Annotated in this window: 6 protein-coding genes; 3 read left to right on the top strand and 3 right to left on the bottom strand. The window is 64.7% G+C overall.

All coding sequences use genetic code 11. The features are described 5' to 3' along the window. Positions 1–189 precede the first annotated feature (189 nt). The 3 genes from GFS60_RS22055 (at position 190) to GFS60_RS22045 (ending at position 6,303) form a co-directional block, all read left to right on the top strand. A complete protein-coding gene (locus GFS60_RS22055) occupies positions 190–3,060 on the top strand; it encodes a TIR domain-containing protein (protein ID WP_159924596.1) in 2,871 nt (956 codons plus the stop codon). A gap of 40 nt (positions 3,061–3,100) precedes the next feature. After that, entirely contained in the window at positions 3,101–3,628 is a 528-nt protein-coding gene (locus GFS60_RS22050; RefSeq protein ID WP_159924594.1) for a RipA family octameric membrane protein, read from the top strand. A gap of 392 nt (positions 3,629–4,020) precedes the next feature. Then, a complete protein-coding gene (locus GFS60_RS22045; protein WP_159924592.1) occupies positions 4,021–6,303 on the top strand; it encodes a LuxR C-terminal-related transcriptional regulator in 2,283 nt (760 codons plus the stop codon). Here GFS60_RS22045 and GFS60_RS22040 read toward each other — a convergent pair. The 3 genes from GFS60_RS22040 to GFS60_RS22030 all read right to left on the bottom strand — a co-directional run bounded on the left by GFS60_RS22040 (position 6,300) and on the right by GFS60_RS22030 (position 14,263). After that, complete coding sequence (locus tag GFS60_RS22040; protein ID WP_159924590.1) at positions 6,300–8,867, bottom strand: LuxR C-terminal-related transcriptional regulator; 2,568 nt, start codon at positions 8,865–8,867, stop codon at positions 6,300–6,302. The two genes, GFS60_RS22045 and GFS60_RS22040, sit on opposite strands and share 4 nt — an antisense overlap. 79 nt (positions 8,868–8,946) lie before the next feature. Then, complete coding sequence (locus tag GFS60_RS22035; protein ID WP_159924588.1) at positions 8,947–12,066, bottom strand: DUF4185 domain-containing protein; 3,120 nt, start codon at positions 12,064–12,066, stop codon at positions 8,947–8,949. Positions 12,067–12,229: 163 nt separating this feature from the next. Then, a complete protein-coding gene (locus GFS60_RS22030) occupies positions 12,230–14,263 on the bottom strand; it encodes a DNA/RNA non-specific endonuclease (RefSeq protein ID WP_159924586.1) in 2,034 nt (677 codons plus the stop codon). Positions 14,264–14,306: the final 43 nt, after the last annotated feature.

Raw genomic sequence — 14,306 nt, 5'->3', positions numbered from 1 at the left:
GTGGATTCAGGGCACCGCAACTGCGCCGATCCAGATCCCGCTGGTCACGACCTTGCGAAACCCACCATCGACAAGCTCGCCGCGAAAGCCGAGTAGTCGACTACTCGCGATATCCGGGCTCGTTTACGCCAGGCTCGAATAGTGCCGTCCACGTGACTCGGCACCGGCTCGAGAGCGGAGGAATCACCCATGTGTGCTCAGGCTGCGCAGGCTCCGCGACAGCAGCAGGCCCGCGGAGAAGAAGAGCGGTTCGAATACGACGCCTTCATCTCCTACGCCCACGATGATCGGCCGGTCGCCGCCGGCATCCAGAAGGGTCTGCACCGCATCGGCCGTCGAATGGGCCAGCTGCACGCGTTGCGGGTATTTCGCGATGCCACCGATCTGATCGCCAGTCCCGACCTGTGGGGCAGGGTGACCGAGGCGATGGGCCGCGCCCGGTACCTGATCGTGGTGCTGTCGCCCCATTCGGTCGCGTCGGGCTGGGTGAACAAGGAGGTCACCCACTGGCTCGAGCGGCACGGACCGGACCGGCTGCTGTTCGTCGTTACCGACGGGCATCTGACCTGGGACGAGGCATCTGGACGGTTCGACCCGGACCGGTCCGATGTGGCCCTGCCGGTCCTGACCCAGCCGGGAATTCTGTCCGCAGAGCCCTTTTATGTCGACGTCACCGAGGACGCGCCGTGGGATCCCACGTCACCGATGTTCAGGGAGAAAATTACCGATCTGGCCGCACCCATCCATGGCAAGCCCAAATACGCCCTGGCCGGTGAGGACCTACGCGAACAACGACGCTTCCGGCGACTACGGCGAGCCGCCATCACCGGCCTGGTCTTGTTGACTGTCCTCGCGGTCGCCGCGGCGACGCTCGCATTCGTGCAACGGCAGGAGTCGATACGCCAGCGGAACCAGGCGATTGCCGTGCGGCTGGTATCGGAAGCCCAGTCCATGCTCGCCGGCGTCCGACCCGGCGGTGACGCACGCGCGCTGAAGCAGATATTGGCCGCGCAGTCGATCGGCTCCGAACCAGAGCGGGCTGCCCTGCTCGACGCGGTACTCGCACGGAAGGAACTGCTCGACATCGCCGAGACCACAGCAACGGACGTGAAGGACATTGCGCTCTCGCCGGACGAGCGGCGCATCGTCACCGGCGGTGTCGACGGCACCGTACGGCTGTGGGACGCCGATACCGGCAAGCCGATCGACCCGCCCATGACCGGAAACCAGGGCGAGGTGGTCATTGTGAGGTTCAGTCCGGACGGGCGGCGCATCGCGTCCGGCGGTGCCACCACGGTGCGGGTGTGGGATGCGGACACCGGAGCACCACTCGGCACACCGATGACCGCGGCCCTGGGCGAGGTGTCGAGCGTGGAGTTCAGTCCGGACGGAAGGCGGATCGTCATTGGCTCGAGTGAAATGACTTCGAGCGGCTTGGTCAATCGCGGCGCAGTTCAGGTATGGGACGCGAACACCGGAGCATCTCTTGGTGCACCCATGACCGAGCATGACGGCATGGCATTGAGCGTGGCATTCGCCCCGGACGGGCGCCGCCTCGTTGTCGGTTCCGGCGGACCCGTCCACAGCGCCGTACGAGTGTGGGATGCAGACACCGGTGCACCGCTCGGCGCACCCATGACCGAGCACGACGGCATGGTCGTGAGCGTGGCATTCGACTCGGACGGCCAGCGCATCGTCTCAGGTGGTACCGACGGCACCGTACGGCTGTGGAATGCCGACACCGGAGCACCCAATGGGGAGCCCATGACCGGACACGCGGGTGCAGTAGCGAGTGTGGCATTCGCCCCCGACGGGACACGGATCGTCTCAGGCGGTGCCGACGGCACCGTACGGCTGTGGGACGCCGATACCGGAGCACCCATCGGGGAACCTTTGACGGGACACGAAAGTTGGGTCTTGTCTGTGACATTCAGCCCCGACGGCCGACGGGTCATCTCCGGTGGCGGCGACGAAGGCACGGTACGGGTGTGGGATGTCGAAATCGGTTCGGCCGGCCAAGGCAGTGTTTTGAGCGTGGCGTTCGCCCCGGACGGGCGGCGTTTCATTTCTGGGGGTTCTGACGGCACCCTACAGCTGTGGGACCCGGATCTCAGTGCGCCGATCGGCGAACTGATATCCGGACAAGGCGTGGTGACGAGCGTGGCGTTCGCCCCGGACGGGCGGCGCATCGTCTCTGGCAGTTCCGCCCCAGCGCCAAACGGCACGACTGCCCAGTCGGGCACCGTGCAACTGTGGGACGCGGACACCCGCCAACCCATCGGCGAACCGATGACCGGACACCAGAATTTTGTATTCAGTGTGGCATTCGCCCCAGATGGGCGGCGCATCGCCTCCGGCGGTCTCGACGGCACCATCCGGCTGTGGGACCCCGACACCCGCCAACCCATCGGCGAACCGATGACCGGGCACCGGGATGCTGTGGTGAGCGTCGCGATCGCCCCGGACGGGCGGCAGATCGCCTCCGGAGGCAGCGACGGCACCATCCGGCTGTGGGACCCCGACACCCGCCAACCCATCGGCGAACCGATGACCGGACACCAGGGTGAGGTCACGACCGTGGCATTCGCGCCGGATGGGCAGCGCATAGTCTCCAGCGGTCTCGACGGCACCATCCGGCTGTGGGACCCCGAGACGCGGCAACCGGTCGGCGAACCTCTGGACGGGCAGGCGGGTCCGCTTGCGAGCGTAGCCTTCGCCCCGGACAGCCGCCGCATCGCCTACGCCGGTTACGACCGCTCGGTACGGCTATGGGATACGGACATTGGCATGCCGATCGGCCCGCCAATGAGTGGGCATACAGATGCGGTGCGCAGTGTGGCATTCAGCCCGGACGGCGGGGCGGTGGTCTCCGGCGGTGTCGACGGCCAGATCTGGCAATGGGCCATCACACCGGCAGATTGGGCAGCCAATCTATGCGCCAAGCTCACCATGAATATGAGCCACCGACAGTGGCGCGAATGGGTTTCCCCCGACATCGACTATGTCGAACTCTGCCCCGGACTTCCAATTCCCGCCGACGACACCCCACCCGGGAACTGATGGCGCACACAATCCGGCCGATGCCGGTAGGAGGTAGACGATGCACGCCGACGATCATCGATCCGAGCTGTGCCACCGACTCTGGAACGACCCGCAAGGCAAGACGGGATCTCATGGCCGCGCCATCCCCTATGAGAGCGCGGTGCTCGATCAATACCGGATCTACGTAGAGATGGCCGACCGGATCAGCGCCCGACGAGGCTTGACCAACTCGTTTTTCTTGAGCCTCAACACCGGCATCTTCGCCCTCGTGGCGGCCTTCGGAAAAATCTCACTTCCGGACAGGACGTGGTGGCTGGTGATCCCGCTGATCGCGGTGCTCGGTCAGTGTTTCGCCTGGTTCTATCTGGTTCGGAGTTACCGCCTCCTGAACAGTGCGAAATATCAGGTCGTCGGCGCCCTCGAGGAACGCCTTCCGGCCTCGCCGTTCTGGCGTGCTGAATGGTGGGCCTTGGGTGAGGGGAACGACCGGTCCCGGTACTGGCCCCTGTCCCATATCGAGCAGTGGATCCCGATTCTCTTCGGGCTTGCCTACATCTCCGCATTTCTCGCCATCACTTTCACGTGAGTGTGCTGCGTCGGATCCGGCTTCCACAGAGGTCGGCCCAGTTTCGGACTGGAAACAAACCGACTAGGCTCGTTGGTATGCACCAGCCGTGGCCGGTGATCGAGAGGCGCGCGGAGGCACAAGCGATCGCCGAGGCCATAGGCTGCGCCACCGGCCCCCGGGGAGTGATCGTCGACGGTGTCTCGGGCGCGGGAAAGACGACACTTTTGTCGGGATTTCTAACGTCTCGTGTTGGACCGACAACCTGGCTGGCCGGCAACGCGGCTACGAGTAGCACTCCGTTCGGGGCCTTCGCTCGCGTGATCGACAGCCCCGACCCCTGGGATGTGGCAGTGACCTTGTCGAAAATCTGCCGGACGGTCACAGATGAAAATAGGGACGGGACCATCGTGGTGGATGATGCCCACCTGCTCGACCCGCTCTCGGCCGCCATTCTGAACCAGATCGCCACCACTCACACCCTCTCACTGGTAGTCGCGCTCCAGACGGGAGTTCCGGTCCCCGAGGCAATTTCGGCACTCTGGAAGGACCGCGGATTCTCCCGAGTCACCCTCGATTGCTTCGGCCGTAACGAGATCGACACCGTCCTGATCGCCACACTCGGCGGCCCTGTGGACAGCAAGACTTCGGCGCGGATCGCGGACGCATCGCAGGGAAATCCCCGCTTTCTCCGTCACCTGGTGGAGGGTTCGTTGGCCGACGGCAGGCTGATCTGCTGCAACGGTATCTGGCAGCTGCGCGGCGAGCCCACCATCACCGAGGAATGTGCACTGCATCTGCGTCACCGGTGTGCAGCAGCACCGGCGGCCGCCAAGCGAGCTCTGGCGGTAGTAGCCTTCGGTGAACCTCTCGACGTGGCAGTTCTCGAGACGCTGACCAGCACAGATTCGATGCTGGCGGTCGAATGCACCGGATTGGTCCGTTTCGGCACAGAGGGCGGGATTGTTGTGGCGCGACTGGCGCACCCCTTCCTCGGGGAGCTTGTGCGGCAGCAGGTGGATGGTGCGGAGGGTCGCCGCATCCGTGGGGAACTCGCAGCCCTACTCGGCGCGGACGCCAGGGAACCGCTCACACGCATTCGGGCTGCTGAACTCTCCATCGGTACCGACCATCATCGAAGTCCGCAGTCGCTCACCGCGGCTGCCGCGGACGCGACTGCGCTCTGCTCCTTCGCGAGCGCAGAAGAACTCGCGCGCGCAGCCTCGGCCGAGGGCGCCGGCTTCCGGGCTCAACTCCTTCGCGCAGGCGCACTGGCGTGGACGGACCGAGGCGGCGAGGCGGAACAAATGCTGGCCTCACTCGATCCGGTGAACAGGCCGGAATCCGACTACACCCGGTGGGCAGTGCTGAGGGCGGGAAACCTGTTCTGGAACCTCGACGCGCTCCCCAGCGCATACAGGATCCTGAGAACTGCCTACGCACATGTCGCCAGTCCAGCAGGACGCCACTGTGTGGAGGCGGCGCGCGCGGCCATCGACGTCTCGGCCGGCCGGGTCGTCTCAGCAACGGAGGCCGCAGCTCGGGTTCGCCACTCTCCGAACGCTCCGTCAGCCGCGAAAATGTGGGCGGCGAGCGCGAGCTGCATGGGTCTCGCGATGATGGGACACGGAGACGAGGCGGCCTCCCTGGCCGATGAATCGCTCCCCCTCACTCAACCCGACACAGCTGTGCTGCGGTTCTCCATCGGCCATGGTCATATCACGGCTCTCATCTACACAGGTCGATTCGCTGAGGCAGAACTGGTTGCCGCCCGCTGCCTCGAGCTGGCGCGACACCACGACGCCGCTTGGTTCGGCATCAACGCGCTGGTCGGGAAACTCGACTTGGCCCGGGGGCGAATCGGTGACGCACACAAGAGATTGACGGAGGCCGCAGCGGTCCTTCACACATCCAGTCCCGAGCGACGCGTCGTCACCAACCTTCTCCTGACCCGGGTCCTTACTGTCACGGGACGGACCCCGGAGGCGGTGTGCGCGTTCGAGCAGGCCGAGACGTCCTTGGGCGAACACCGACATCTCTACCGATCCGACGTTGAGATCTCGCGAGCCTGGATCTCGGCCGCTTCCGGTAACCTCGGCCGCGCGATCGGCTTGGCACGTCGTGCTGCCGCCGAAGCGGAGGAGGCGGGTCTTCTCGCCGTTGCCGCGGAGGCAGCGCATACGGCCGTCCGGTTCGGGGACAGCGCTTCGGCCGTTCAGCTGCACGCACTCTCGACTGCCGTCGACGGGCTGTTGATCGGCCCGATGGTGGACCACGCGTCCGCACTCGCCGACTCCGACGGTGATGGATTGCTCTCTGCTGCAGGGGACTTCGAATCCCTGGGTGCCTATCTTCTGGCTGCGGACGCCTACGCCCACGCTGCGGAGGTTTACCACCATGCCGGTAATCGCCGTGACGAACTCCGCTCCTCCACGCGGGCCTACGCACTGGCGCAGAAGTGTGACGACGCCTGGACCCCCGCGATATTCACCTCGGCGGCCCCGCTACCGCTGACACCCCGTGAAAGGGCCGTCGCTGCACTTGCGGCCGGCGAGCTCACGAACAAGGAAATCGCTCAACGACTGGGTGTATCTGCACGTACAGTCGAAGGACACGTCTACCACGTGCTGATGAAACTCGATGTGCGCGATCGAGAAGAGATGGCCGAGACTGTCGCGATGGGGACCTGCCCCTAGGCATCGGGACCGATCATGAGTCTGTTCACCAGCGATTTCCGATTGTCGACGCCGAGTTTTGTGGACATCCGATACACGTGACCTTCGACGGTGCGTACCGACAACGTCAAACGTTGAGCGATCTCCCGATTGGTCATACCGATGACGACGAGCGCGGCGATGCCGACTTCGCGAGGTGTCAGCCACGAAGGACTATCAAGTGCACGTAACGCGGGTGTCTTCGCACCGGGGCACAGGCCGGCGAGTCTACGGGCTGCTGCCGTCGACAACTGCCGACTGGCATCGTCACCATGCCGCCGATGCACGATTGCAGCCTGCGCGGCCGCATCAGCTGCGAGTAGGTAGGCGTGCATCCTTTCGAACTCCGTTGCGACGCGGTCTAATCCGTGACCGTCCCGCACACCGAAGCTGTGTGCCTGAGCAGCAGCCACGCGCACCAAGGGACCGTCCACCGAATGGGTCAGTGCCCGCAGTCGGCCCGTGGCGGATCGGTCTCCGAATCGGACCGAGGTATGCAACGCCACCGTCTCGACACCGAACATCGACCCGGCGTGAGCCCGCCTCGCAGCCTTGCGTGCGGCCGCGATTGCCTCACGATGCTCGCCACGCGCCGCCAGCATCCAGGCGCGTGCGAGCAACAGATCGGGTTCGAACGACGCCATGTGGGCACCGAACGACGACTCCGCAGCAGCAAGCGCTTCGGTGGCATCATCGGTCCGCTCCTGCATGCCCAGAGCTTGACACAGTCCGATTACACTCAACGTCAGCCAGATCGGGGGTCCCCCGTCCAACGCCGCGGCCCGACCGCGCCGGAACTGATCCTCTGCGTCGGCCGCACGACCCACTGCGAGATGAGCAAGCCCGCGAATGTACATGTCGACCACCCAGTTTGCTCTGCCTTGGTGGGTGGGCACGTAGCGTTCGAGCACCGAATCGAGGGTGTCGAGCTGTCCCGATACGGTGGCGGCGAAGACCTCGGCAACACCGATCTGCATGTGCCCGAGCATGAATCCCACCTCTTTTGCCGCCTCCGCACCACGCGTGGTGACACCTCGGACCTGATCTGTGCTACCCGCTCGCGCCAGCGCTGCGCCACCGATGGACGCTGCGAGCGCCAAAGCCGGCGGCGTCCCTTCTCCGGGCCCGAATAGGTCGCGAGTCAATTCGAGCGATCGCGGCACGTCCTTGGCGAAGAAGTCGAAGGTCAACTCCACGGATGTGACGACGTCCCGTCCGTGGCGGTCCGTCACGCGAGCACGCATGTCGGCCAGCTTCTCCCGCGCGGCGGCCTCACGGTCCGCGAAAAACAAGGCCGTGGCACGCCACATCCCCCAGGTGAGCGATTCCGCCTCGGACATCTCCGCAGGATCAACGGCCGCGAGCAGCGTGTCGGCATCGTTCACCCGTCCTTGCCACGTCATCGCCCGTGCCGCGACCATGGCCGCTCTGATTCCGCCTCCTCGGGACAGGGCCGCCTGGGCGAGGCGCTCGGCGAGCGCATACTCACACAGGTCGAGCGCGGATTCGGCCGCCTCGACCGTTCGAGCGACATCGATCTCGGCGTCACTGTCGAGCGCGAGCGTCGCCAGCCGCAACGTATCGCCCGGCGAATCACTTGCAAGGTGGGCGCGAACAATCCGTCCTCGCAGTACGCGGGCGGCCAGCACGCCCGTCTGCTCACGCAGCACTTCCCCCAGGATCGGATGGCTGAGTGTCGCGGCGCAGCCCAGGCCCTCGGAGCGAAACCGCAGAAGTCCGCTGCAATGTGCGGCAGCGACGGCGTCAGGTGACGTGGCGCGCTGGAGGACGTCGACGTGGATGCCCTCTTCCAGAGCCACCAGCTGAAGCGCGTCGAGCACGTCGGGAGGCACGTTCCGCAACCGCGACCCGAGCAGCGATGCCAACTCCGTGCTGACAACGGGCCGCGATCGCAACCTCCACACGCCGTCGGATCGCTCGAACAGGCCGGACTTCCATGACCCTTCGACGAGATGCCGTAGGTAGAGCGGGTTCCCCTCCGACATATTCCACAACCATTGCGCGCCGACGTCGTCCATCGGCCCGCCGAGAGCAGTTTCGATCACCCGCACCGCTTCGTCACAAGTGAACGCGTCGAGTTCGACTCGATGCAGGACGGCGTCGGGGAGAAGCGCGGTACTCGGGCGTGATCCACGGCCGCCGAGCGTCACGACGAGTCGAACACTCCCATCGTCGATCAGACATCGGAGCAGAGTGGTGGACAGCGGATCGAGCCGGTCCGCATCGTCGACGACAAGGGTTGCCGTGCATCCCCGGAGTGCGATCACAGCGCTCGTGAGTGCGGTGTCGGGATCCGGTGCCGCACCGATATTTACCACCGAAGCGAATGCGCCCAGCGGGACGCCGCGCAACGAGTCCGCCCCGACGACCCAGACTGCCTCGCAGTCACGCTCGCACACGATCTTCTGCGCCAAGCTGGTTTTTCCCACCCCAACCGCGCCGACGATGACGATACCGCGCGTCGATTCCCGCGCGAGGGCGCTGATCTCGGGCCCCCGCGGGATGGATGGCCACGTCAGGACCATGAAACACAGTCTAGGTGCGGCAGAAGCGCGGGGGAAGGAGGTGGGTTGCCTCCCGATCCGCAGATCGGGAGGCAACGCGCTACCGGCCGTCGTGAGGGTTGACGCCCCCGTCGTCACGGAACCCGGGGCTCGACACGGGGATCTTGAACTGCAGCACCCTGTACGGCCATCCCTTGTCGGGGCCCTCCGTCTTCCACTGACTCACGAAGATATGGAACCCGCCGTCCAACTTCGATCCGGGGACGATCGACGGACCGTAGAGTTGGGCCACCGCATCGTCTCCCTCCTGTCCCCAGCCGACCCCGCGCAAGGCTGTGCTCTTGTGTGCCTCGTAGAGGTTGTCGGTGATCTTGGAGAACACACGCACGTCGATGTCGTAGCCGCCCGCGTCGGAGCTGTCGAACGTGACGAGTACCCACTTACCCTGGATTGCCCGCAGACACATTTCACCGAACTTGGCGGCTGAGTGCGCTCTCTCCAGCACCGGGGTCGGCTCGTTGCCCCAGCGCCACGCGCCGTCCTTCCAACCCCACCCCTCGTACGCATTCCGGTCGGTGATCCTGTCCTCGCGCACACGCCGGAGGATCAGCGGTTTGTCGCGCTGGAAGCCGGTGGAGAACACGTAGACCCATCCGTCCCCGGGAGCATCCCACGTCCAGAGCTGGGCAAGTCCGCGGTGGATCCCCGCATCGAATTTCGCCCCGGTGTGCTGCCACGTGTGTCCGTCGTCGGTCGACTTCCAGATTTCGGTCCAGACGACGTTGCCGAGGCCCTTGTTGACCATGGCATGCAGGTACATCGTGTCACCGATGGTGACGACGTCGGACGGGAGAACTGTCGAGAAGAACGGATTGTCGTGTTGGTAGTCCCAGAGCTGTCGCGCATATCGGGGATCGCCGCCGGCGGCCTCACTCCACACGATTCCCTCGTCGAGCTTCTTGGTGTCGGAGAACAGCGCTACCGGCGAACGCCAGTCACCGTCACCTACTCGGGGTCCACGGAAGGTGTCGCCGAATATTGCCAGTAGTCGTCCCGACGGGGTCCGTGCCATCACGCCGAGATCGGTTGCGGCCATGCCGAACCTGTCGGTCAACCCGGGACCCGTCACCTCCTTGATCTTCTTGGAGTGGTGAACCTTGGGCCCTGCCTCGATCGGAACCGCCGGCCGGGGTGGTTCCGGTGCCGGCAATCGCCACCCGTTATGGATGACTTCGTTCCATTCACCCTCATAGACGTTCCCGGTGACCGGCCATCCCCACAGCTGCTGCATTCGAGTCGCCACATCTTTGGTGGCCTTGTCGAAAATGCTCGTGCCGGGAATACCGATGGTCTGCTGCCAGCGCTTCAGGCCGTCTTTCGAGGACTGCGGTTCGTTGCCGAAGGTGTTCGACCACGACTCGGTGGGCCCGTCCAGCGGCCCCCAGTAGTGGCCGGGCGGTAGCGGAAAGCGATCGGGATCTTCGGGGAGTCCCCCGTACCGCTTCGCCGCGGTCAGCACGACGTCATAGGGAAAGGTGTCGGGGACGTCCCAGTGCGTTCCATCCTTGAAACCTTTGAGAACGCGCGAACCGTACGTGTAGTTGTTGTGGCTGCTCACTCCCTTGCGGTTGTGGCCCACCCCGCCGATGTCGACGCGCTCGATCGGAATGTCGTACTCCGTGGCGACCTTGGCGATGACGAATGCCACCATGTCGAGCATCTTCGTGTGGGCGAGCCACTGCTCGCGCGACTTGGGGCGTTCCTCGCGGTTCGGATTGCCGCCACTCCAGGTTTCAGTGCTTCCCGAAGTGCCCACCATCGCGATCTGGACGCTGACACGGTTGTCGCTGAGCACGCCCCAAGCGGTGTTCTTGGTGCTGACGGTGTTGATGATGTGGTGGTCGTCGATCAGGTAGTGGTAGCTGCCGTTCTGCGCTCCGGCCTGGTAGTTGGCAACATTCTCGGCGCGGGCCACCCAGTCCTGGTTCTCGGTGGTGTGCAGATAGATCCGCAGATATGCGCCGTGACCGGTGTCGTACCCTGGGCCTCCGTACCACGTGATCGGGTATCCAGTGGGCGACGTGACCGGCTGCGGTTGCGCTGGTTCGACGACCGGGGTCGGAACGTCTGCGGCGACACCGTCCCACTGGCCGAATTGCTCTTTGAGGATACGGTTCCGGTCGATGCCGACGCCTCCCACCTTCTGCTTGTCGATCTCGAATTGGTGCAGGTGCGCCGCGGGGTGGACGCGACCGTTGCTGCCCCAATTGTGCATCCAGAAATAGGTGCCGATGCCGTCGCGGAGCGCCCACTCGATGGTCGGGTAGTTGCAGTAGACACCCATCCTGGTCTTGCCGAGCCGCTCCTGCCACGCGAGCAGGTAAGGGCGAACCAGCGTATTCCACTGTTCCTCGCTGGGCGACGCATCCACCGACACATAGATTGCCGCCGTCTCGGGGCCACCGGCCTCACGGTGAATCTGTATCCCCCGCTCGGCATCCCGTCGACCCTGCTCCGCTCCGCCGAGCCAGTCGGATTTGCCGAATTGGAAGTTGGAGACGACGACCATACCGCGTGCGCGCAGGGCGTCGGCCTCCTCCCTCCGCAGCGGTTTGCCGAGCATCCATCCCGCCCTCGGGTCGGAGATGTACCGAATGGCACCGGCGAATCCGCCCGACTGGATCTGAGCAGCTGTGGGAACACCAGCGGAGAAGTCGACCAGGAGCTTGCCTACCAATGAGGTGTGTCCGTTGTCCTTCGGCGCCTGACGCGGATCTTTGGCTTCCTTCAGCCATGTCGAGTCGGGATCCAGATCGGGTCCGCCGAAGCGGCCTGGCGCACCGAATGTCTCGAAATGCAGATGAGGGCCGCTCGAACCACCCTCCGAGCCGACCACGGCTATCTGCTCACCCGCGTGCACTGGATCGCCGAACTTCCACTGTTCCCCAGTGTGTGGGTTGATGAACGACGATGGCGGCGTGTGGCCGAACGTGAAATCCAAACCCCATTGATTCTGGGAGTCGATCACCAGCCAGGAGCCGTAGCCCTGAGGGTCGTCGTCGATTCCCACATGGGCGATGGTGCCGTCTGTCGGTGCATAGATGGGCGTGCCGTTGTTCGCGGCGATATCGACACCGCGATGATCCGGCCGGTCCGGGGTTCGGTAGCCGCTGCTCACGCCGGTGTAGGTTCCGGGGGCCAACGGATGGTAGCGATTCATGATTTCCTCACCAGTGAGATGGAACTGCGGTCCGCGACAACGCCGGGGTGCTCCATGTCGGACCAATCACCCCACTGCGCTGAATAGTTCGATCCTCTCCCCTGCCGTGTGGGTTCGTCGTGAGTAGTCCGGTACTCGATTCTCGAGCCAGTTGTCATCGACGTCAGAGGATGAGGTCCTGGAGGCGGATCAATTCACGGGGCAGAGTGGTGCCCTCGACCTGTTCGAGTGGATCAGCCGCCACGTAGGCATCGAGGTCGAGCCCGGTCAACTGGGTGATCCTCCGGACCGGAACCTGAAACGTGCGATACGCGCCGTAGGAGAACGACTCCTCCCCTTCCGTGAACTCGTCGAGCAGTGCCGCCTGAGTGAGCAGGTAGCCGGTAACCGAGAGGCCGCCGTCTCGCTTGGCCATCGCCACGGTCTTCCAGAACTGACGCGGCAGCGCCACCCCACGGTAGCGGGGATCGTCGGCGGCGAGCACCGGACCCGTCAGGACGCTCACGGCAAGATCGGCGTTGTCGGCGTTCTTCAGCACGTAATCTTCGAGTCCGAGCCACAGCGTCCTGCCCGCGTTGAAGTCGTGGTGCTGCGGAGTGCAGTTCGTGAAGTGGAACGTATCGTCGTTTGCCGTCTTCGCATTCGGGCCCCAGGCAGGGTCCAGTCGGCGCACGAGGTGCCCACGGTCGAGCGGGTTGTCCTCGTACACACGCTCACCGGTTTGTTGGCGTGCCGGGAGCCGAGGGTCGAGAATCCAGCGGTCACGGTCCCGCTTCGGATTCTGCGACTGCCGGCCGTCGATGTTCACAGCCGTGAACAGCGCAAGAGCCCGCTCTGTGTGCATGACTACGCTGAAGTGGTGGTAGCGGAGCTCTTCGGACGCAATCGAAGCGACGTGCGGGCCGGGCACCGGCAAGGGTAGATGAACTCGTAAAAACCCCGGGTCGTAACCACGACGGTTGCTGTAGTCGGGGTCGATCGAAATTGCTTCGGAGTCAACAGGCTCACCGCCGGCGGCCCTGCGAGGTTCGGCGGAACCGAGGCGGACAGTAATCTCCAACGGAACGCGCACGGTGATTTCCTCCCTGGGCACCACGTCTTGCCGGGGCGATGAAGAGGGTGTCGCTAATTCCTGCTCCGCGCTGACGATCTCGTCGACGAGAGCGCGCCAGTTCCGCGGCATGTCCTGGTCGGCGACGAACTTCATGATGCGGCTGATCCGCACCCCCTCGTTGAGGATCCCACCGAACTCGGTGTGCTGCGGTGCTCGTACGCTCGCGTGGTGGAGCGCAACTACCTCCCACTGGTCGTTGAACACCGGCGAGCCTGAGGAGCCCGGTTCGGTGTCCGCCGAATAGTGCAGGAATCGTTCGGGAATATCGACGATGCGATTCTCCCGCAAGGCAATTTGCTTCTTGTCTCCGCGCGGATGCTGCACGATGGTTACGAACTCTCCGATGACGGCCTTGCCCTCAGCTGCGAACAGCCGGTTGAATCCGAACTGGGCGAGAACCGGCGCAGGTGCCCGAACCGCCACCAAGGCGAAGTCGCGCTCCCGATCGGCGAGGAAGAACCGGCCCGGATCCAGCGGGAAGACCTGCACCGGAAGCGGGTTGCCGTCGATACCGTCCTGATAATCGAACTCGATTACGCTGCTGCGTGCTGTTTCGGCGCTCGGCAGCACATGGTGATTCGTCAGAAGCAAGGTCGGCGAAACGAGAAAGCCGGTGCCGTAGCCCTGCAGGTTTCCCCGGGAATCGCGGATGTTCACCCTCCCGATCGACCGTGCCGCTGCCACCCCGGCATCGAGATAGCGCACTCCCACGAAATCGGAGGTGTTGATGATTTTTTCCAGCACCTGATCGGCCGAGGCGTCACTATCCACCCACTCGCTCACCCGGTCGAGCGCCTCTTCCACGAGGACACCCGACGCTGCGGTGGGGGTCGCCTGCGGTACGTCCTCGCCTGTGTAATAGCGGGTGAGCCGATCCAGGCGTTTGGCGATTCGTTCGGGAGTCTCGACGGCCGCGATTCCACCGCGACCGGCAAGCGCGTCCACATGATCGCGTCTCTGCGCGGCCCTCTCCCGTGCGCGGCGCTCGGCCGCTTCGGCCTGCCGCTGTTTCTCGGTCGCGAATGTCTTTGCGGGCGAATCGAGTCGAACTCGAGGTCTTCCCATACTGTTGACGGTGGTCATCATTCTTCCTCGGGTAGTACTGGGCGGTTGCTACCAGCCTTGT

The organism is Rhodococcus sp. WAY2, assembly GCF_009859915.1.
Lineage (GTDB): Bacteria > Actinomycetota > Actinomycetes > Mycobacteriales > Mycobacteriaceae > Rhodococcus_F > Rhodococcus_F oxybenzonivorans.
Note: the sequence above shows the minus strand (reverse complement) of the source record. Positions and strands in the feature narration are given on the sequence as shown.

What these genes read in the sequence shown, in the direction of transcription:
- GFS60_RS22055 (WP_159924596.1), top strand. Translation starts at nt 190, where the DNA reads ATGTGTGCTCAGGCTGCGCAGGCTCCGCGACAGCAGCAGGCCCGCGGA.
- GFS60_RS22050 (WP_159924594.1), top strand. Translation starts at nt 3,101, where the DNA reads ATGCACGCCGACGATCATCGATCCGAGCTGTGCCACCGACTCTGGAAC.
- GFS60_RS22040 (WP_159924590.1), bottom strand. Translation starts at nt 8,867, where the DNA reads ATGGTCCTGACGTGGCCATCCATCCCGCGGGGGCCCGAGATCAGCGCC.
- GFS60_RS22035 (WP_159924588.1), bottom strand. Translation starts at nt 12,066, where the DNA reads ATGAATCGCTACCATCCGTTGGCCCCCGGAACCTACACCGGCGTGAGC.
- GFS60_RS22030 (WP_159924586.1), bottom strand. Translation starts at nt 14,263, where the DNA reads ATGACCACCGTCAACAGTATGGGAAGACCTCGAGTTCGACTCGATTCG.